We start from the raw sequence: 19,334 nt of genomic DNA, 5'->3' as shown, positions 1-19,334 counted from the left end.
ACCCGGCACATGAAGAAAACAGAGCCAGCATGGCGATGCTGGCCCTGTTTTTTAGGGTCATCTCCCGCCTTCATCTATCAACTCATAGTGAACAGTGCTTATACATATAGCCACATTGTTAACTTCCTAGCCGAGGCAGATAATGACCCCATCGTCAGTGGCCCCTTGCCCTGACCCGGCCATGCGCTGCGTGCCGGCATCATTGATAGGAGTCTCGCTATGGCTATCGCCCCCGTCTGGTTCATCTCCCACGGCGCCCCGGATCTGGTCCTGCGGGATCAGCCTGCTACCCAATTTCTGGCGACATTGCGCCTTGGCGGCATCAAGGGACTGGTGGTGATCTCGGCTCACTGGTTCAGCCGAAGCGAGCTGCAGATCAACGTCGAGCCGAGCCCGGCATTGATGTACGACTTCTATGGCTTCCCCGAGCCCCTCTATCAGATCCGCTGGCCAGCGAGGAGCCCCCAGTGGCTGCAGGAGGCGGTGGGCGATCAGCTGCTGCTGGCCGGCCTGCCCGCCACCCCGGTGCATCGCGAGCTGGATCACGGGGTCTGGTCACCCCTCTCCCTGATGGATCCCCAAAGCGAGATCCCCCTGGTGCAGCTCTCCATCCCGGCCAACTTCACCCCGGCCCAGCTGTGGCAACTGGGGGAGGCGTTGCAGGGCCTGCGCGCACAGGGCATAGGCATCCTCGCCTCCGGCGCCATCACCCACAACCTGCGGGCACTCGGGCCGGACGACAGCCCGGTGCCGAGCTGGGCCCGCACCTTCGTCAGCTGGCTGGAGCAGACCATGGATGAGGGTGACAGGGCGGCGCTGGAAGATTATCGGGCCCGGGCTCCGGGCGCGGTGGAATCCCATCCCCACGACGATCACCTGCGTCCGTTGTTCGTGGCACTCGGGGCGGCGGGAAGCGACAGGCCAACCCGACTGCACCAGAGCTGGGACTATGGCAGCCTCTACATGGGTGCCTACCGGTTCGGCTGATCCCGGCACCGCCCAGAGCGGCAGATCCTGGGCACAGATGGCGGATCAGGCCGCCATTTTTGTGCCTTTCATGCCTGCCGTGTCCAAACAGGGGACTCGTTATAGCCATTTTCCGGTAGAATGACCGCCTTTGGGTGAAATGCGGCAAGGATGGCTGCCCCGTTCCTGGTGGCATGATGAATCTCTATCGATCACTGATCCTGCTCTGTCTGCTGATCATCCAGCCTGCGCTGGCGTTGACGCTGCACAGCCGTCACGACTCCGAGATAGCCCCTCCCCGCTGGTCCAAGGCCGAGCAAGACTGGCTGCGGCAAGCCAAGTTGCTGCGAGTCGGCCTCCTCGAGCAGGACTATCGCCCCTTCAGCATGATCGTCTCCCAGAGTCGATTCGAGGGGATCTCCGCCGATTACCTCGGCATCCTTGCCAAGATGCTGCACAAGCCACTGGCGCTGCACCCCTTCGCCGACAAGGAGAGCGCCCTCCTCGCCCTGCGCCGGGGAGAGATCGATCTGGTCAACCTCGGCAACCTGACCCTGGCGGACACGGAGGCCTCCGGGATCCGGCTCAGCAGGCCCTACTTCAGCAGCCCCCTCGTCTTCTCGGCCCCCAAGCCGCACCAGGGCTCCCTGCTGACACCGGGCCAGCGCGTCGCCACCGTAAAGGGCCAGGTAGACGCGCAGCGATTCAGGCTCTACTACCCCACTCTCACCCTGGTAACCCATCCCTCCAATGCGGAGGCTTTCGACGCCGTCTTCTTCGGCCGCCAGGAGATACTGCTCAGCGACGCCCACGCCATGCACTACCTCAACAGCGAGCGCTTCGACCACCTCAGACAACGTGGCGAGGCACCGCCCAGCCTGGCACCAGCCGACTTTCGCTTCGCGCTCTCCACCCGCTCCCCGGCGCTGCTCGGCCTCATCAACCACGGTCTGGACGCCATCGACGAGGGAACCCGCAATGCCATCTTCAGCCAGTGGAACGGGCCCATTCGTGACATGAATGACGGCGCGAGCGAGCGCTATGACGCCGTGGAGCTTGCCTGGATGCGCCAGTCGCCCCCCATCAGGGTGTGGCTGATGGACAACCTCTACCCCTATGGCGCCCAGGATCACGACGGCCAGCTCACCGGCATGACGGTCGACATGCTGGCCAAGGTGAGCAAGCGCACCGGCCTCTCCTTCGAGTTCATCCGCTTCGACTCCGACCGGCAGCGGGACGAGGCCATCCGCTCGGGGTGCCTCGATCTCATCGGTGCCATCTCCCGGCCCGTGGCCGAGCGCTATGGCCTGCGCCCCTCGGTCCCCTATGCCACGGACGACATCTACGTGATCCTCACCCATCAGGGCGAGGAGAGCATGGGCTCGCTGCAGGGTCTGGCGGGCAGGCGCGTGGGGATAACCCGCTACAACCCGCTCGCCGATGAGCTCGAGGGCAGCAGGCTCATCACCATGGAGAGCGCCGAGGAGGCAATGCAGGCCGTCGAGGGAGGCAGACTGGACGCCGCCATAGTCCCGCTCTATTTTGCCCGCCATGCTCTGGACAACGATCCGCAAACCCGGCTGCGCATCACCGGCCCCGCCGATGAGGAATCCATCCTGATGGGCTTTGCCAGCCTGCCCGGCAACGAGATGCTGATGGGGATCCTCGACAAGACCCTGCTCGCCATCCCGCCCAATGAGCTGGCCATGACGAGCTACGAGTGGCGCAACCGCAAACTGCCGAAGCCCGGCTTCATGGAGCGCCACGCCCACGCCTTCTACCTGTTGTTTGCGGTGCTCTTCGCCCTGGCACTGGTGCTGTTCTATCGCAACCTCATGCTCAAGCGGCTGGCCCGCGCCGAGCAGGCCTCCCGCCAGCAGTTGGAGGCCCAGGTGAGATTCATCCGGGCGCTGGGGGAGAGCCAGCCCCACCCCATAGTGGTGCGGGACAAGGGCGGCAAGGTATTGCTGTGCAACAGCAAATACCTGGCCCAGCTCGGTGCCCGTCCGGAAGACGTCATGGGGCACCCCTTCGCCCGGGGACTGGAAGGGCGGATCGACCCCCGGAGCATCGCCGCCCTGGAGCGGGACTTCGCCAAGGTGCTGCAGCAAGGCCAGCCCATCTTCGCCGATCGGATTTTCCAGCGCGAAGGGAGGCAGATCGACATCTATCACTGGATGGTGCCCTACTTCGATGCCGAGGGCGCCATCAGCGGGGTGATCGACGGCTGGATCGACATCACGGACCGCAAGCAGCTGGAAGAAGCCCTGCGCCAGGCGAAGCTGCAGGCCGACAGCGCCAGCCGGGCCAAGAGCGACTTCCTCGCCACCATGAGCCACGAGATCCGTACTCCCATGAACGCCATCCTCGGCATGCTGGAGCTGGCCACCGAGGATCCCGCCCTCAGTCGTCACAGCGCCGAGCTGCTGCGCATCGCCGCGGACTCGGCCCACGGTCTGCTGGATCTGCTGGGGGATACCCTGGATATCGCCAGCATAGAGGCGGGCCAGATGACTCTGACCCCGACCCCCTGCGAACTCACGCCGCTGCTGGAATCGGTCACCCGGGTATTCCGGGGCATGGCCGGGCAGAAAGGAGTGCGCTATCGCGTCGAGTTGCCCGACGCCCCCCTGCCGACCGTGATGATCGATGCCCTTCGGCTGCGCCAGATCCTTTTCAACCTGATCGGCAACGCCATCAAGTTCACGGAGCAGGGGGAGGTGAGCATCAGCGCCACCCTGGCGGGAGACTCCCTGCCCGGCCCCGTGCTGCACCTCGTCATCGCAGATACCGGGGTCGGCATTGCGACGGACAAGCTACCCCGGCTGTTCACCCCCTTCTACCGGGCGCACTCCCCCGAGCAGTACCTGGGCAGCGGCCTCGGTCTGAACATCGCCCGGATCCTGTGCCAGATGATGGGGGGAGAGATCGGGGTCAACAGCGAGCCGGGACGGGGGACCCGCCTCGAGATAAGGCTGCCCCTGACGCTGGCGGCGCCGGGTCTCCCGCTGGTGATGGCGACCCCCGTCGACCCTCCCCGGGAGCCTGGGCCCCGGCTGCGGATACTGGTGGTGGATGACAACCATGCCAACCAGATCCTGCTGCGCCAGCAGCTCAAGCTCCTGGGACACGACGTCAGCGTGCGCAGCAACGGGCTGGAGGCCCTGCGCGCCGTCGGCAGCCACCCCTTCGATCTCGTCATCACCGACTGCCAGATGCCGGTGATGGATGGTTTCGACCTGACGCGCAACCTGCGTGCCCGTGGCCATGAGCTGCCAGTCTGGGGCTTTACCGCCCACGCCTTGCCCCGGGAGCGGGAGCTCTGCCTGGCCGCCGGCATGAACGACTGCCTGTTCAAACCCATCGGTCTCGCCCGCCTGCGCGCGGCGCTGGCCGATCTGAACCGGGAAGCATGACGGGGCGGAACCAAAGAGAGTCGCGGGTTTGAACGGACGGGAAGGGTGGGAAGGGGGATCTCTTGAACGAGGAGGTCAACCCTGTGACAAGATCGCGAGGGCTGGCTCCTCAGCCATGCAGGCAAGACGCCCATGCCGGGTTGCCAGCCATAAAAAAAGACAGCCTTGGCTGTCTTTTTTCACTGTGGGCAAGGGATCAGTAGAAGATCCGCTCACCCCGTTCGCTCATCTTGAGCCACACCGGCTTGGTGCTGGTCTTGCTCCAGATCCGGTGCAGGTAGCTGTAGAAGCGGGCGCGATCGCGGCGAAACAGCATCACCGGGAAGGCGAGCAGACCCACCATCAATACGAAGATGCGGCGAAGGATTATCTGAGTCAGAGAGAAGGGATGAAACATGATTTAACGCCTCACTGGTAAGACCACTGAGCAAAGATTACTCCACAATCTGTAGGATTACTACACCAATAAGCCCGTTTTTTTATAAAAAAACCACCTAAAAACCAGAAAGTGAAAACGGGTTACATTATTTAACCAAAGAGCAACAAGACTGGCAAAAACCACTCCCTGGACAAGAGTTAGAACATGGGCAGGTAAATGGAGGGAGAAGGGAATGAAACTGGCAGAAATCGCGGTTCTGAGCGTGCTCGGTCTGCTCGCCTGGACACAGTGGCAGGAGTGGCAGCTCAATCGGAATGACGCCATCACGCTGGCGTACCAGGGAGTGCCTGTCGTCAGTCTGTGGCAATGCGGTCAACTGAAGCAGAAGATGGCCGATCTGACCGACCACGCCGCCGAATTGCAACTTCAGTACCGGGGACAATATCTCGACGACATAAGTCACTATCTGCAAAGAGAGTGGCGCCATCAGGGCTGCGAGCTGTTATTGGCCCAGCAAGGATATTGAACGCAAGGGGATATGCCGAAAGAGGTTCTTGGAATGAAACCTGGCATGGAACAAGGATGAAACCGAGGAAGAAGATGGAGGCACGTTCCGGAGTCGAACCGGACTAAACGGATTTGCAATCCGCTGCATAACCGCTTTGCTAACGCGCCATGCTGACAAGACTGATTGTCTTGAAAGTGATATCCATGATTGGTGCCATGGAAAATTGGAGCGGGAAACGAGACTCGAACTCGCGACCCCGACCTTGGCAAGGTCGTGCTCTACCAACTGAGCTATTCCCGCCTGACTGCATGATGTCAGTTACCCGACAACGAGGCGCATTATACGTACCCCGAGCTCGGGCACAACCCTTTTTTATGACTTTACGCGCTTTTTAGGCGCGTTTGCTCAGGCTTTAAACGCCTTGGTCAAAATTCCTGCCACTCCCTGTGACCCGACGAGCGAATTCAAGATAAAGCCATTGAAATAGTTAGTCTTTAATCAGAAACTCATGCCGCTTAGTAACTGGATTCTCAATTGAAATTCACACCATGAAATGGATCTTCAGGCCTCGTGGGCTCAGACCGCAGCTGATGCTGGCTTTCTTCATGTTGGGCCTGGTGCCCTTCCTGGTCGTCACCCTGTTTTTCCTCTATAGCCACGGCAAGGATCTCACCACCCAGACCTCCAACCATCTGGTGTCGGTGCGCAATATCAAGAAGAGCCAGCTGGAAGACTACTTCGGCAACCTCAAAGAGCAGATCATCAACTTCTCCCAGCAGGACTTTGCCGGCAACAGTATCGGTCGCTTCTACGGCTTTACCGGTGCCTTCGAAAAGCTCGGCACCACACCGCAGGAGGCCCGCGCCCGCGCCCAGGCCCGCTATGTGCCCGGCTCCTGGGACAAGCTGCAACAACCCGACAGCCAGGTGGAGATAGAGCCCTCCATCAGCGCCCTCATCCTCGCCGACGAGATGTATGGCCGGGTGCACCAGCGTTTTCACCGTGGCTATGCCGACATGGTGCGCAAGTCCAACTACAGCGACATCTTCCTGGTGGACCTCAACGGCGACGTTGTCTACTCGGTCACCAAGCACGCCAACTTCGCCACCAACCTGCTCTCCGGCCCCTACCAGTCGAGCGGCCTTGGCAACACCTTCGCCAAGATCAAGCGGCGCCTCGACGGCGGCCAGAAGCCCCAGCAGATCTTCGAATTCACCGACTTTGGCCGCAACGAACTGACCGGCCAGGTGGTCGCCTATCTGGCCGCCCCGGTGATGCAGTACGACTATGTGCGCGGTGTGGTGATCTTCGAGCTACTGCCGGACAAGCTCAACCAGATCATGGCGGAGCGGGAGGGGCTCGGCGAGACCGGCGAGACCATCCTCATCGGCCCTGACAAGCGGATGCGCGCCAACGCCTCGCTGGCTCCCGAATTCAGCGTCGAGAACAGCTTCAGCCCCGACTTCCGGCCACTGCAGACGCCGCTCGTCATCAAGGCCCTCTCCGGCGAGCAGGGGGTCGGTCCCTTCCTCTCCTATCACGATGACGAGGTGCTGGCTGCCTACACCCAGGTCAAGGTGTTCGACACCGAGTGGGCCTTCATCGCCGAGATCTCCACCCGCGAGGCCTATGCCCCGATCCGTCAGCTGGAAACCCTGGTGATCCTGCTGGGGGCCGGCTCCCTGCTGCTGCTGATCCTCTTCTCCCGCTGGCTCTCCCACTCCATCACGGCGCCGCTGCGCTCCCTCACCGCCGCCGCCGAGCAGGTGGCCGACGGCGCCCTGGAACACCCCATCACCATACCGCGCACCGATGACGACATCGACCGGCTGGCCCAGGCGTTTCGCCACATGCAGCGCTCGGTGAAAGACAAGATAGAACTCATCGAGCGCCAGACCCAGGAGCTGCAACAGCAGGTCAAGCTGACCCACAAGCAGAACCTCAGCCTGCAGCAGGCTGACAAGCTCAAAGACGAACTGCTGGCCAACACCTCCCATGAGCTGCGCACCCCCATCCACGGCATCAAGGGGATGGCCGAATCCATGCTCGCCAGCCAGCAGGACTTGACCGAGGGACAGCAGAAGCAGCTCGGCCTCATCATCAAGAGCGCCGACGGCCTGGCCCGGCTGGTGGACGATCTGCTCGACTACCACCAGATGCGTTACGGCCAGCTGGAGATCCACCCCCAGCCAGTCTCTTCCAAGGGGGTCATACGGCTGGTGCTGGATCTCTGCCAGCATCTGGTGCAAGCCAAGCCCCTCACCCTGGTGGACATCAGCCCGGCGGAGCTGCCGCCGGTGCTGGCGGACGAGCAGCGACTCGAACAGGTGCTCTACAACCTGGTGGGCAACGCCATCAAGTACACGCCTCAGGGCAAGGTGGTGTTGAGCGCCCTGGTGGAGGGAAACTTCCTGCGAATCAAGGTGACCGACACCGGCATAGGCATCGGCAAGGACCATCTGGAGCACATCTTCGAGCCACTGGTACAAATAAGCCCGGAGGTGAGCAAGCAGGGGGCCGGCCTCGGCCTCTCCATCACCCGCCAGCTGGTGCACCTGATGGGGGGCGAGCTGTTTGTGGAGAGCGAGCCGAGCGTCGGCTCCACCTTCGCCTTCACCCTGCCGCTCGCCAGCGGCAAGGCGGGCAGCCTGACGCTGGACAGCCGCCAGATTGAGCATCAGCTGGTGCGCCAGCAGCCGCTCATCCTGCCGGACTGGGAGAGCGATGACCTCCCCCCGCCCCCCGAGGATGCGCCCCTCATCCTGGTGGTGGATGACGAGCCAATCAACTTGCACATCTTGCGCCACCTGCTGCAGCCCTGCGGCTACCGCATCCTGCCGAGCAGCGACGGCCACGACGCGCTGGCCAAGCTGGCCCAGGAGCCGGTGGATCTCATCCTGCTGGATGTGATGATGCCGACGCTCTCCGGCTTCGACGTCTGTCGCCGCCTGCGAGAACAACATCCCAAGGACAAGCTGCCGGTGCTGCTGCTCACCGCCCTCAACCAGCCCAAGGACATCGAAGAGGGCTTCAACGCCGGGGCCAACGACTACCTGGTGAAACCCTTCTGCAAGGAGGAGCTGTTTGCCCGGGTCAGGGCCCTGCTGGAGGCCTGCGCCGGCCGCGCCTCCCTGGTGGAGAATCACCTGCTCAAGCAGGAGATAGAGCATCGCCTGCGCCTGCAGGCCCAACTGCATCAGGATCAGGAGCGGCTGCTGACGCTGCTCGGAGAAGGGGCCGATCCCATGGTCTTCATCGACGAGCAGGGGGGGGTGCTGTTTGCCTCCCGCGCCCTGGCCCGCCTGCTGGGCCAGGAGCCGGAAGCCATGGAAGGACAACCGCTGGACGAGTGGCTGGCGACCCCGCTGGCGAGCCAGTGGCCCGACATGGTGGCGCAACCGGAGCAGGATCTGAGCTTCCTGGTGGCGGGTCAGAAGGACGGGCTCAACGCCCGGGCCCTGCCCATCAGCCTGGGGGGCCAGCACGCCTTCGCCCTCACCCTCAGCACGGAGCAGCGTCAGGACGACAACCGGGTGATGGCGCTGGAGAACGCCCTCAAGAGCCTGTCACGCCAGGCCATCATCGAAGATGGCCAGTTGCTGGGGGAACTGAGCCGGCTGGGAGGGGAGTTCAGATCACTCGCGGACAACCTCATTCGCCAGCAGGATGACGAGCCCCTACGCCGGGCCCTGGTGGACACCATGCGCATCACCCTGGATACCTGGCAGCAGAGCACCGGCAAGGGCAAGATAGTGCTGGCGGAGAAGAGCAAGCTGTGGCGGGTCTACATGGACAGATCCAGCCCCCAGACCCGCACCCTCGACAAATACCTGAGCCTGGACACCCTGCCCAAGGCGCCGCGCTGGAAGACGGTGGTGGCCAGCGCCGAATACGTGCTCAAGCAGTGCCCCTTGAGCGAAGTGCAGCAGCAGAGCCTGCACCAGAGCACCCAGCTGCTGCGCCAGCTCGCCAGCCGCAAAGGCTGAGGTTCCGCTGCGATCTCGGGTGGCCTCTCTTCTGTTGACGAAATGAGCCTGAGACATCGAGCAGATGACATGCCAAAAACACCACACCCGCGAATGACGCGGGTGTGGTGTTTTAGAGGTTGTGCCATTGGGGCGAAGGGGCTGCTCCGGCGGTGCGACTCAGCAAGCGGCCCGGCGCGCATACAGCCTACCCCATATCAGCCAACGCTCACCTCCCCCCAAGGGTGCCGGTAGCCCAAGGCCCATGGGATCAGGCCTGTTCACTCAGGCCTATCCCCTGTCACCCGGCTTATGGCTTCAATTCTCTATTCACCTGGGCGAAGGATTTGGGCCAGGGATCCGCCTTCTGCAGGGCTGGCGACAACTGACGAATGGCTGCCTGCGCCTGGCTCAGGCCGACATAATCCCCTTTCAGCACCACATACCAGGGACTGCCATGGTAGTTGGTGCGATAGATCCACACCTGGTCGGCGAGCCGATTGACGCGCACGAACTGCGCTACGGCATCCAGACTGCTCGCTCCCATCAGCTGGATGCTGAGGTGGTTGATGTTCTTCTGGTGCAGGACGCTGGCGGGCGTCAGGTTGACCTTGCCGGACGCCTTGCCTTGCGGCTCGGGCACGGTGGCTGGTTTAGACAGCGATTTTGCTGCCGGCTTACGCACAGGCTCCGGGGCAGGCGTGGACACGGGATCGGGGATTGCGGCAGGCTCAACCGTAACCAAAGGCGCCGAGGGGGCAGGTATTGGCGGCTCAGGCTGCACGACGTCTTCGGCCACGATCGGCAGGGCGCCGCTGGCCGGCACATCCTGCATGGGGGTCAGCTTGCCGGCCGCACCGTCGACCAGCCGTTCGTTCGACTCGGGAGAAGAAGGCAGGAACCCGGTCTCAGACGGCGAGATCAACGTCGCTGCGGCGCCACTGACCTGACCCGGAGCGGCCTCCCCCACCTCGGGTTCGTCCTGCCGAGCCGTGGGGCTCACATAGCTCAATATCAGCAAGCAGAGGGCGCCGGCGGCCAGACCAATGGCTATCTGGCGAATGAGAGAAGAGGGATTGCACTTGCTCAGATGGCATTCGGTCATCATGTCCTCCAGGACGGCATGAGAATGGGGGCGCCGATGCGGCAGAAAGAGATCATGGACCGGCATCGGGGCCGGCAGCTCATACGGCAGGAAATTGATATCGTCCGTGAGAGCGAGCCCTGACCAGGGTGTCACCCCATGTCGCTGTCCCTCTGCGTCTCGGCGGGATGGAAGATGGACAGGCATGACCGGCTGGCAGCCACCTCTGGTTGCCATTCGCAGCTCCGCATCAACACCGGAGCACCATACCGGGGCAGCGCTGAACTTGGCCTGAATCCTTGGGCTATCCAGGGGCATTGGCCGCGTTCAGACGCTTGTTTCCTCTGGTATTTACCCCGTTTCGCCCTCGATGGTCGCTTTCCTGCGCCCCATTCCCCCGGGGGCGGGTCATCATGGTGCTTCCCGCTGTCGGCGCCATATGCAAAGGCATCTGGCTTCAGCTTCACAGTCTCAACGTGTCGATGAGGGCTCTCAAGGCGGGCGACACGTTGCGATGGGGGTAGTAGAGATACAGGCCCTCCAGCCGATGGCTGAACCGCTGTAACACCCGGATCAGGGTTCCGCGCGCCAGTTCATCGGTGACCAGCTCCTCCGGGACATAGGCCAACCCCAACCCCATTCTTGCTGCCGCCGCCTCCATGTAGCTGTCGGAGAAGACCCACTGCCCCTGCGGCCGATGCTTGACGAGTTTGCCCTCCTGCCACAGCTCCCACTGATAGAGGCTGCCATCGGCAAACTGGTAGGCAATGCAGGGGTGTAGCGCCAGATCGGCCGGCGTCTGCGGAAAGCCGTATTGCAGAAAATGATCCGGCGTGGCCACCATCACCATCTCCATATCCGGGGTGATGCGCACGGCAACCATCCCCTCGTCCACCTCGCCCCCCAGGCGCACGCCAGCATCGAAGCGCTCATCGATGATGTTCACGAAGCGGCTCTCACTGATGAGTTCCAGCCGGATATCAGGATAATGCTGCCTGAAGATGGCCAGCTTGGGCAGCAACACCTTGTCGATGGCGTGCTGGCTGGCATTGATCCTCACCGTGCCGGAAGGGGTGTCGCGAAAGTGAGCGAGGGTCGCCAGCCCCGCATCCAGGGACTGAAAGCTGCTCAGTGCCGTGCGGTACAGCTGTTCGCCAGCCTGGGTCAGTGACAGGCTGCGGGTGGTACGCACCAGCAGTTGCACCCCGAGCCGGGCTTCGAGATCCCGGATGGTGCGGCTGATCCCGGACTGGGCCAGCCCCAGCCTGGCAGCCGCCCGGGTAAAGCTGCCTTCCCGGGCGACCAGCATGAAGACGTGGAGATCGTTGTAATTCTCGCGGCTTGTCATCTTGTTCCACCCAGATTTTTTTCAGCCAGCCATGGTTTGTTCAACGCCCTTTGGACGCCCAGATTAAGAACCCATACACATTAATGTTATCAAAAAAACCGATCTAATCATCACCAATGGTTCTAACTAGAATGCAGCCCATGGTTCACAAAACCATCAAGCCACCCTCAGGACCACGCATCACACATCCGATCTCAAGGAGCGTTGCCATGAATGTCATTCCCAAGAAGCTGACCGCTATCGCGTCTGCCCTGCTGCTGGGCGCCGCATTGACCGGAGTCTCCACGATGAGCCATGCCCAAAACACCCATCCCACTGAACCTGTCTCCATGGTGACACTGTGGGACAAGACCTTCGCCCAGAGCGACAAGGTCGAGCATCGCAAGGTGAGCTTCAAGAACCGCTACGGCCTGACCCTGGTCGCCGACCTCTACCTGCCGAAGAACCGGGGAAACACCAGGCTGGCGGCCATTGCCGTGAGCGGCCCCTTTGGCGCGGTGAAGGAGCAGTCGAGCGGTCTCTATGCCCAGACCCTGGCCGAGCGCGGGTTCGTCACCCTGGCGTTTGACCCCTCCTACACCGGCGAAAGTGGCGGCCAACCGCGCGACGTGGCCTCCCCCGACATCAACACCGAAGACTTCAGTGCCGCCGTCGATTTTCTCGGCCTGCAACAAGAGGTCGACCGCAATCGTATCGGCCTGTTGGGCATCTGTGGCTGGGGTGGCATGGCCCTCAATGCCGCCGCTGCCGATACTCGCGTCAAAGCCGTGGCGACCAGCGTGATGTATGACATGAGTCGAGCCATGGGGCATGGCGTGGGCGATGGCAAGGATCGTTACACCACTGCCGATCGCCGCGCCATATTGAAACACCTGAACGAACAACGCTGGCAAGACGCAGAAAGTGGCTCTTTTGCCCATAGCAATCACGATCTCTATGTCGACCAGAAGGGTAACGTCACGGCAGCCAACCGGACCCTGCCAGAGGCACTGCCGGACAATCCACATCCAGTACTCAAGGAGTTCTTCGACTACTACCGAGTCCCGCGCGGTTTCCATGCGCGTTCGGTGAACTCCAATGGTGCCTGGACCACCACCATGCCGCTGTCGTTTATGAATATGCCGCTGCTTAGCTATGCCGGCGAGATCGACATTCCTACGCTTGTCGTCACCGGCGAGAATGCCCACTCGCGCTACTTTGCCGAAGATGCCTTCAAGGCGGTAGGCAGCCAGCAAAAAGAGCTGGTCGTGGTGCCGGGCGCCAACCATGTGGATCTCTACGATAACGAGGCAGGCAAGATCCCCTTTGGTCAGTTTGAGCAGTTCTTCAAGACCAACTTGCAGTAAAAACCAGTAACGCGGCGGGCCATCCCGCCGCGTCTTTCTCATCGGTGGCCACGCGAGATAGCAAGTCTGTGCAATGGCACCATGTCGGGGAAAAAATGATGACCAGAGGCATATTGACCTGCGCTATGGCCCTGTTGCTGGTGGCGACCAGCGCGGTCGCAGCCACAGACGAGGTCAGTCATAGCAGGAGAGAGACCATGAAAATCAGGATGACAATGGCCGGCCAGATCATCACGGCCAGCCTGGAAGAGAGTGACAGCGCCCGGGACTTTTTCGCCATGCTCCCCCTGACATTGCCGTTCGAAGACTATGCCGAGACCGAGAAGATTGCCTATCTGCCGGGCAAATTGACCACCCAGACGGCGCCAGAGGGGATAGACCCGCAAGTCGGAGACATCGCCTACTATGCCCCCTGGGGCAACCTGGCTATCTACTACAAGGACTTCGGTTACTCGAGCGGCCTCATCCGCCTGGGGCGCATTACATCGGGTCTGGATGCCTTGACCGCCCACCCCTCGGGCACTCTCACCATTGAAGCCGTCAAATGACTCAGCCCCCTTTCAATATCAGGTCGTGAAATGAAGACTCATCATGCCGCTGTCGAACCCCTCCCCGTGGTACAAGAACATTGGGGGGCCGTGGGAGCCATGTCCCTCTGCGTGGCCCTGCTGATCGCCGCCGAGTTTATGCCGGTCAGCCTGCTGACCCCGATCGCCCGCGATCTCGGTGCCAGCGATGGTCAGGCGGGCCTTGCCATCTCCATCTCGGGTCTCTTTGCCGTCGTCGCCAGCCTGCTGGTCACCCGGGTCTGTGCCCACCATGAGCGGCGCCATGTGCTGATGGGATTGGCACTGATGATGTTGCTCTCCCTCATCCTGATCGCGTTGAGCCCCAACTTTGCGCTGCTGATGCTGGCCCGAGCCCTGCTGGGGGTGGTGGTCGGCGGATTCTGGGCTCTGGCTACCGCCACCATCATGAGGCTGGTGGCCCCCGACTCGGTGCCCAGAGCCCTCGGCCTGATGTACACTGGCAATGCCGTCGCGACCGCCTTTGCCGCTCCGCTCGGCAGTTATCTGGGTGGCATCATCGGCTGGCGGGGCGTGTTCTGGCTGTTGGCCCCGCTGGTGGTGCTGAACCTGGTGTGGATGGCCGTCAGCCTGCCCTCGATGCGAAGCGAACGCCGCGTGACACAAGCGTTGGGACTGCTGAAGCGGCCCAATGTGGCGATGGGCATGCTCGGCGTCATGCTCACCTTTGCAGGCGCCTTCTGTGCGTTTACCTACTTCCGGCCGTTTCTGGAGACCCGTACCCAAACCAGCCTGCCGGAGCTCTCCTCCCTGCTGCTGGCGCTGGGAATGGCCGGATTCGTGGGCACCACTGTGGCCAGCGCCACCCTGCATCGCCACCTCTATCGGCTGCTGCGATGGTTGCCCCTGATGCTTGCGTTCATCACCCTTGGCCTGCTCGCCATGCAGCGATCCTTCTGGGGCGTCGCGCTGATGCTGACCCTGTGGGGCGCCATCAATGCCGCCATTCCGGTTGTCTGGTCCGCCTGGATAGCCCGGGGGATCCACGATGCCCCCGAGAGTGGCGGCGGCCTCATCGTGGCCGCCATCCAGCTCGCCATCATGCTGGGAGCCGGCATCGGAGGCTGGCTGCTCGATCACTACACCATAGGCGCCACCCTGGCTGGCAGTGCCGCGCTGTTGATGGTGGCCACCCTGGTGGTGGGCAACGGCAAGCGGCTGCAACCCGCCCGGGTGAACGCATGATGATCCGATCTCATGACTCAACCGCCCAAGACACTGCGCCGCCCATGTGTTGCACCGAGATTCCCCGGCAACTGAGGCCAGCTCATCGGGGAGAACATCATGATTACATCAGTCAACGCTCATGCTGCCACCCCGGCCACGGCACCGCTGGCACGCCATCCCATCACCCGCCGACGGCCATGCCCCGATGATGTGGAGATCGACACTCTCTGCGGCGGCGTCTGCCATTCGGATCTGTACGCCGCCCGCAATGACGGGGCTGAACCCGCTATCCCATAGTGCCGGGCCATGAAATCATCGGTTGGGTGGTTGTCGTCAGCTGTTCGGTGACATGGATCATATGGCTGTCAAGGACATGTGCTAATCGACATCACTATCACGAGCCGCCAAGGTGGCGGCTCGTGCGTGACACTAGATGCCATACCGGACCGTGGCTTAGAGGTAACAGCATGACTCTTGATTCATTCGATCTGAACGTAAGGTCGCCATCGCCATCGGTTGTGACACAGATTTGAGCCAGGGCACTGGGCTTTCCAGAAACCGGTGTGACATCGTCTGCATCAACATCGTCGAACCCACGGATAACATCGCCAAGATCGAGGCCATCGGTCGTCGCTTCCAGAACCTCAAAGCCGATGTCAGCAAAGCAGATACCCTACTGGCTCTGGTGAATCTGGCCATTCACAGGGTGTAACAATGCAAAAGAGCAGGCTCAAGCCTGTAATGTCGATCAGTTAAGGATCCATTGACCGATCCTCCTGAAATGCAAAAATCCGAAACCAGTTGATTTGGTTTCGGATTTTTTATGCGTATCGAACAGGCTCTCGACTTCCTTCACGCCAGCAATGCTGCTCAGTTTGACTCACTCTCGGACCTCATTCCTCCCGCGCTGATTACCGCCCTGCTCCATGAAGAAGAGGGCGCTACTCTGCGCCGTCGCCGCATGCCCATGGAGCGGCTGGTCTGGGCCATCATCGGCATGGCCATGTTCCGCCACGTTCCCATGACCCAGCTCGTCAATCAGCTCGATATCCTGCTGCCGGGCGAGCGCCCCTTCGTCGTCCCCAGCGCCTTTCTGCAAGCCCGTCAGAAGCTCGGGGATAAAAGCATCGAGCCCCTGTTCCACGAGACCGCTGCCCGTTGGTATCAACCGTCTCACCACCCGGATTGGGCCGGCCTGCAACTGCTGGCCGTCGATGGGGTGATGTGGCGTACCCCCGACACCGCCGAGAACACGGCGGCCTTCGCCAAACCCAAGACCCGGCAGGGCGAGACGGCATATCCGCAGGTACGCCTGCTTTGCCAGATGGCGCTGACCAGCCATCTGCTCACCCAGGCCGTGATGGAGAGCTGCGCCGTCAGCGAGATGGTGCTGGCAGAGCAGCTTATTGAACGCACACCAGACCACTCGCTGACCCTGTTCGACAAGGGCTTCTACTCGCTCGGGCTGCTCCATGCCTGGCAGACGACGGGCCGTGAGCGGCACTGGCTACTGCCACTCAAGCAGTGGTACGCAGTACGACGTGGTCCGCAAACTGGGGCGCCAGGATGCGCTGGTGCAGCTCAAGACCAGCCCGCAGGCGAGGAATAAATGGCCGCAGTTACCCGCGACGATGGTGGCCCGACTGCTGACCCGAACCATCAACGGCAAGGCGCGACAGGTGCTGACCTCGATGGTCGACCCGATGCGCTTCCCGGGGGCGGACATCGTCACGCTCTATGGTCATCGCTGGGAAATCGAGCTGGGGTATCGGGAGATGAAACACAGCCTGCAACAGCACAAGCTGACCCTGCGCAGCAAGAAGGCGGCGGGCATACGGCAAGAGTTGTGGGGCGTGCTGCTGGCGTACAACCTGCTACGCAGTCAGATGATGAAGATGGCGGCGAGCCTGAAGGGATACACGGCGAGCCAGCTGAGTTTTCACATGGCGTCGGTGTACCTCATCCATGAACTGAGCGCGATGCCGTATGTGTCGCCGGGCAACATCCCAAGGCGAGTGGCTGAGCTGGAGCAGCAGGCAGGGCAGTTCATTTTGCCTCAGCGCAGGGAGCGAAGTTATCCGCGCTGCGTGAAGGCAAGGCCCCAGAAGTATGCGGTGAAAAAAGCCAGTAAAAACAATGCCAGTCAGGCTTAACTGACTGGCATTAGGCTCAAGCCCGCTCTTTTTGATACTGGGTGGATACCACCAGTCTTAACCGTGGTTACCGAAAGGGTAGTCGTGGAAGTCGAGACCCGTAGAGATCCTGGCCGCAGCCTCGTACAGTTGAGCCACCAGATCGGCCTTGTCTTCCTCATGGAAAAGTGATAGGGAGAACCCTGCGATGATCCGTCCCATGCGGCTGTAGATAGGTACAGCAAAGCAACGCAGGCCGTGATCCATCTCTTCCCTGTCTTCTGCATAACCTTGCTCGCGCACCTGAGCCAACTCCACCAGCAGGGCATCGACATCCGCCAGGGTGTGCTCAGTTAAACGCTCAAAGGTCACCCCGGCCAGCATGGCACGCACCTCTGTCTCCGGCAGCCAGGCCATCATCACTTTGCCAAAGCAGGTGCTGTAGAGCGGGCGGCGGCGACCGATGCGGGAATACATCCGCAGGTTGTATTCAGAATCGATCTTGTGCAGGTAGACGATGCTGTCTTCATCCAGCATCCTGAACCTGCAGCAGCTACTGGTCGACTGCCACTCCGTCGACGTCATTTCGTGGTCTCTTGGGAGCCTTGACTCCCCTTTCTCTCCGAAAAAGGCATCTGGACCTCACATAAACCGCATTAAAATCCCAAAAAACTTAAATCACAAAACTTGACCAGTCACACCCTAAAATTAGGAACACCGTTTCATTAAATTGAGATTGATCACTGAAATGGCACCGGATTCGCGTAGCATGAACATCATCAAAATAACCAAACCCAGAAGGGATCACACATGCGTACAATGAATGCCCTGCCCAAATTGTCTCTGATTGGCACAGTAGTCGTCGCGAGTCTGCTGCTGGCGGGATGTGGTGAAGACGGCAAGGCTACTGGTCCCGTGATCTTGAAGACGGCCTTCAACCAGTCCGAACACAACCCCCAGTTCAAGGCCCTCGAGGATTTCAGCCAGAAGTTGGAAGCTGCCACTGGTGGGAAATACAAGCTGGAAATTCACCCCAATGAGCTGCTAGGAGATCAACGCGCGGCACTGGAGCTGGTGCAGTCCGGCGCCATCCAGCTAGCCGTGGTTGCCAATCCCCTGGTCGAGAATTTCAACAAGAATTTCTCCGTGCTGGCCATGCCCTACATCTATGACAATCCGGAACACCAGCGCAAGGTGTTCACCGGCGGCACCCTGGATGCCCTGTTCAGCTCCACCAAGGGCAATGGCTTCGAGGTGATGACCGCCTATACCGCAGGGGCCCGCAGCATGTACGTCAAGGGTGCCCCCATCAAGACCCCGGGAGACATGAAAGGGAAGAAGATCCGGGTAATGCAGTCCGACACCATGGTCAAGATGCTGACCTGCATGGGGGGAACCGGCGTCCCCATGGGTCAGGGGGAAGTCTACTCCGCCATCCAGCAGGGGGTACTTGATGGAGCCGAGAACAACGAGATCACTTACGCCGACCTGAAGCAATACGAGGTGGCGCCGTACTTCTCCTATACCCGCCACGTGATGGTGGCCGATCTGCTGGTAGCCAACGAAAGCTTCCTCAACAAGATGGATGCCGCCGATCAGGCGACCTTCCGCAAGCTAGCCAAGGAGAGCACTGCGACCGAATTCGAGCTCTTCGCCCAAGCGCTGGCAACCGCCAAGCAGACGGCCACCAACCAAGGAGCCACCTTCATCGAAGTGGATATCACACCTTTCCAGGAGCGCTGCAAACCGTTGCAAGAGACCCTGCTGATCACCCCGGAGCAGAAAGACATCTTCACCAAGATCCGTGCATTGGCCAACTAATGTCTGCGGTTGTCAGGGGCTGCCATGGTGGCCCCCCTCTTATAAGGATCCATCATGAAATCCGCTCAATATTTGGCGCCTCACCCCGCTCATCACGAGCCCCCGAGTCAGGGTGGTCTCTATGCCTCCCTGACCGGGTTCAAGCAGAAAGTGGATGTCGCCGTTTCATTTTTATGTATTGCCATCGTCGCCTTGATGACCTTGTTGGTCACCTATCAGGTGGCAACCCGCTATCTGCTCAACAGCCCGAGTGCCGTGAGCGAGGTACTTTCCCGCTACCTCTTCATCTGGCTGGTGTTGATCGGTAGCGCTTATGTCTTTGGTCTGCGCGAGCACATGGCAATCACCTTCATGCGCGATCGCATGTCGCACAAGGTTCGCATCATGATGGAGATGCTCGGCGAACTGGCCACCGCCACCTTTGCTCTACTGGTGTTGACCGTCGGTGGTTACATCGGGATGAGCCGCCAGATGGGGCAACTCGACTCAGCGCTGCAGATCCCCATCGGGGTCATCTATGCCGCCATCCCCCTGTGCGGCGTGCTAACCGTCTTCTACTGCCTGTACAACCAGTATGGGTTGGCCAGACAACTCTCCTTCAAGCAAAAGGTATAA

15 protein-coding genes, 2 tRNA genes and 1 pseudogene are annotated in these 19,334 nt (G+C 61.2%); 12 read left to right on the top strand and 6 right to left on the bottom strand.

What is annotated here, in order from left to right:
- The first annotated feature begins 219 nt into the window (after positions 1–219).
- Together ACB039_RS01030 and ACB039_RS01025 are read left to right on the top strand one after the other, a co-directional pair.
- Positions 220–987 (top strand): class III extradiol ring-cleavage dioxygenase, encoded by a 768-nt coding sequence (locus ACB039_RS01030; RefSeq protein ID WP_005331842.1) that lies wholly within the window; start codon positions 220–222, stop codon positions 985–987.
- A gap of 176 nt (positions 988–1,163) precedes the next feature.
- On the top strand, positions 1,164–4,382 hold the full coding sequence (locus ACB039_RS01025; RefSeq protein ID WP_371164949.1) for an ATP-binding protein: 3,219 nt from the start codon (positions 1,164–1,166) through the stop codon (positions 4,380–4,382).
- A 196-nt stretch (positions 4,383–4,578) separates the two neighbouring features.
- On the opposite strand, the gene ACB039_RS01020 is transcribed toward ACB039_RS01025, so the two are convergent.
- The gene (locus ACB039_RS01020; protein WP_005324353.1) at positions 4,579–4,779 is read right to left on the bottom strand and encodes a YbfA family protein; all 201 of its coding nucleotides are present in this window, start codon (positions 4,777–4,779) and stop codon (positions 4,579–4,581) included.
- A gap of 214 nt (positions 4,780–4,993) precedes the next feature.
- Between ACB039_RS01020 and ACB039_RS01015 the strand changes: the two genes are divergently transcribed.
- Complete coding sequence (locus ACB039_RS01015; RefSeq protein ID WP_371164948.1) at positions 4,994–5,287, top strand: hypothetical protein; 294 nt, start codon at positions 4,994–4,996, stop codon at positions 5,285–5,287.
- 75 nt (positions 5,288–5,362) lie between these two features.
- On the opposite strand, the gene ACB039_RS01010 is transcribed toward ACB039_RS01015, so the two are convergent.
- Both ACB039_RS01010 and ACB039_RS01005 read right to left on the bottom strand, forming a co-directional pair.
- Positions 5,363–5,436, bottom strand: a tRNA-Cys gene (locus tag ACB039_RS01010).
- Positions 5,437–5,493: 57 nt separating this feature from the next.
- Positions 5,494–5,569, bottom strand: a tRNA-Gly gene (locus ACB039_RS01005).
- Between the two features lie 248 nt (positions 5,570–5,817).
- Here ACB039_RS01005 and ACB039_RS01000 point away from each other — a divergent pair.
- Entirely contained in the window at positions 5,818–9,255 is a 3,438-nt protein-coding gene (locus ACB039_RS01000) for a response regulator (protein WP_371164947.1), read from the top strand.
- A 289-nt stretch (positions 9,256–9,544) separates the two neighbouring features.
- Here the strand turns inward: ACB039_RS01000 and ACB039_RS00995 are convergent, their stop codons facing one another.
- Together ACB039_RS00995 and ACB039_RS00990 are read right to left on the bottom strand one after the other, a co-directional pair.
- Positions 9,545–10,339, bottom strand: coding sequence for an SPOR domain-containing protein (locus ACB039_RS00995; protein ID WP_371164946.1), 795 nt, complete (start codon positions 10,337–10,339; stop codon positions 9,545–9,547).
- A gap of 442 nt (positions 10,340–10,781) precedes the next feature.
- The gene (locus ACB039_RS00990) at positions 10,782–11,666 is read right to left on the bottom strand and encodes a LysR family transcriptional regulator (protein ID WP_218409048.1); all 885 of its coding nucleotides are present in this window, start codon (positions 11,664–11,666) and stop codon (positions 10,782–10,784) included.
- Positions 11,667–11,875: 209 nt separating this feature from the next.
- Here ACB039_RS00990 and ACB039_RS00985 point away from each other — a divergent pair, with 209 nt between their 5' ends.
- The 6 genes and pseudogenes from ACB039_RS00985 (at position 11,876) to ACB039_RS00960 (ending at position 16,919) form a co-directional block, all read left to right on the top strand.
- Positions 11,876–13,012: an alpha/beta hydrolase gene (locus ACB039_RS00985; protein WP_263684334.1), complete on the top strand. Its 1,137-nt coding sequence runs from the start codon at positions 11,876–11,878 to the stop codon at positions 13,010–13,012.
- Between the two features lie 197 nt (positions 13,013–13,209).
- Positions 13,210–13,560 (top strand): cyclophilin-like fold protein, encoded by a 351-nt coding sequence (locus ACB039_RS00980; protein WP_263684333.1) that lies wholly within the window; start codon positions 13,210–13,212, stop codon positions 13,558–13,560.
- A gap of 30 nt (positions 13,561–13,590) precedes the next feature.
- Positions 13,591–14,784 carry an MFS transporter gene (locus tag ACB039_RS00975; RefSeq protein ID WP_371164945.1) on the top strand — a complete coding sequence of 398 codons (1,194 nt, stop codon included), beginning with the start codon at positions 13,591–13,593 and terminating at the stop codon, positions 14,782–14,784.
- Positions 14,785–14,883: 99 nt separating this feature from the next.
- Positions 14,884–15,063: a hypothetical protein gene (locus ACB039_RS00970; protein ID WP_371164944.1), complete on the top strand. Its 180-nt coding sequence runs from the start codon at positions 14,884–14,886 to the stop codon at positions 15,061–15,063.
- A 232-nt stretch (positions 15,064–15,295) separates the two neighbouring features.
- Entirely contained in the window at positions 15,296–15,478 is a 183-nt protein-coding gene (locus ACB039_RS00965) for a hypothetical protein (RefSeq protein ID WP_371164943.1), read from the top strand.
- Positions 15,479–15,589: 111 nt separating this feature from the next.
- A pseudogene (locus tag ACB039_RS00960) lies at positions 15,590–16,919 on the top strand (IS4 family transposase).
- Between the two features lie 57 nt (positions 16,920–16,976).
- Here ACB039_RS00960 and ACB039_RS00955 read toward each other — a convergent pair.
- Positions 16,977–17,435 carry an IclR family transcriptional regulator C-terminal domain-containing protein gene (locus tag ACB039_RS00955; protein WP_371164942.1) on the bottom strand — a complete coding sequence of 153 codons (459 nt, stop codon included), beginning with the start codon at positions 17,433–17,435 and terminating at the stop codon, positions 16,977–16,979.
- Positions 17,436–17,708: 273 nt separating this feature from the next.
- Here ACB039_RS00955 and ACB039_RS00950 point away from each other — a divergent pair, with 273 nt between their 5' ends.
- Positions 17,709–18,719 carry a TRAP transporter substrate-binding protein gene (locus ACB039_RS00950; protein WP_371164941.1) on the top strand — a complete coding sequence of 337 codons (1,011 nt, stop codon included), beginning with the start codon at positions 17,709–17,711 and terminating at the stop codon, positions 18,717–18,719.
- 54 nt (positions 18,720–18,773) lie between these two features.
- Positions 18,774–19,334 (top strand): TRAP transporter small permease, encoded by a 561-nt coding sequence (locus tag ACB039_RS00945; RefSeq protein WP_371164940.1) that lies wholly within the window; start codon positions 18,774–18,776, stop codon positions 19,332–19,334.

This window comes from Aeromonas sp. S2(2024) (assembly GCF_041402505.1).
Taxonomy (GTDB): domain Bacteria; phylum Pseudomonadota; class Gammaproteobacteria; order Enterobacterales; family Aeromonadaceae; genus Aeromonas; species Aeromonas media.
The sequence above is the reverse complement of the archived record's forward strand: the minus strand, read 5'-3'. Positions and strand labels throughout refer to the sequence as shown.

Bases quoted from the DNA above. Each gene is read 5' to 3' on its own strand.
- ACB039_RS00980 (WP_263684333.1), top strand. From the start codon at position 13,210: ATGAAAATCAGGATGACAATGGCCGGCCAGATCATCACGGCCAGCCTG.
- ACB039_RS00995 (WP_371164946.1), bottom strand. From the start codon at position 10,339: ATGACCGAATGCCATCTGAGCAAGTGCAATCCCTCTTCTCTCATTCGC.
- ACB039_RS00985 (WP_263684334.1), top strand. From the start codon at position 11,876: ATGAATGTCATTCCCAAGAAGCTGACCGCTATCGCGTCTGCCCTGCTG.
- ACB039_RS01025 (WP_371164949.1), top strand. From the start codon at position 1,164: ATGAATCTCTATCGATCACTGATCCTGCTCTGTCTGCTGATCATCCAG.
- ACB039_RS00945 (WP_371164940.1), top strand. From the start codon at position 18,774: ATGAAATCCGCTCAATATTTGGCGCCTCACCCCGCTCATCACGAGCCC.
- ACB039_RS01015 (WP_371164948.1), top strand. From the start codon at position 4,994: ATGAAACTGGCAGAAATCGCGGTTCTGAGCGTGCTCGGTCTGCTCGCC.
- ACB039_RS00950 (WP_371164941.1), top strand. From the start codon at position 17,709: ATGCGTACAATGAATGCCCTGCCCAAATTGTCTCTGATTGGCACAGTA.
- ACB039_RS00990 (WP_218409048.1), bottom strand. From the start codon at position 11,666: ATGACAAGCCGCGAGAATTACAACGATCTCCACGTCTTCATGCTGGTC.
- ACB039_RS00955 (WP_371164942.1), bottom strand. From the start codon at position 17,435: ATGCTGGATGAAGACAGCATCGTCTACCTGCACAAGATCGATTCTGAA.
- ACB039_RS00975 (WP_371164945.1), top strand. From the start codon at position 13,591: ATGAAGACTCATCATGCCGCTGTCGAACCCCTCCCCGTGGTACAAGAA.
- ACB039_RS01030 (WP_005331842.1), top strand. From the start codon at position 220: ATGGCTATCGCCCCCGTCTGGTTCATCTCCCACGGCGCCCCGGATCTG.
- ACB039_RS00970 (WP_371164944.1), top strand. From the start codon at position 14,884: ATGATTACATCAGTCAACGCTCATGCTGCCACCCCGGCCACGGCACCG.
- ACB039_RS01000 (WP_371164947.1), top strand. From the start codon at position 5,818: ATGAAATGGATCTTCAGGCCTCGTGGGCTCAGACCGCAGCTGATGCTG.
- ACB039_RS01020 (WP_005324353.1), bottom strand. From the start codon at position 4,779: ATGTTTCATCCCTTCTCTCTGACTCAGATAATCCTTCGCCGCATCTTC.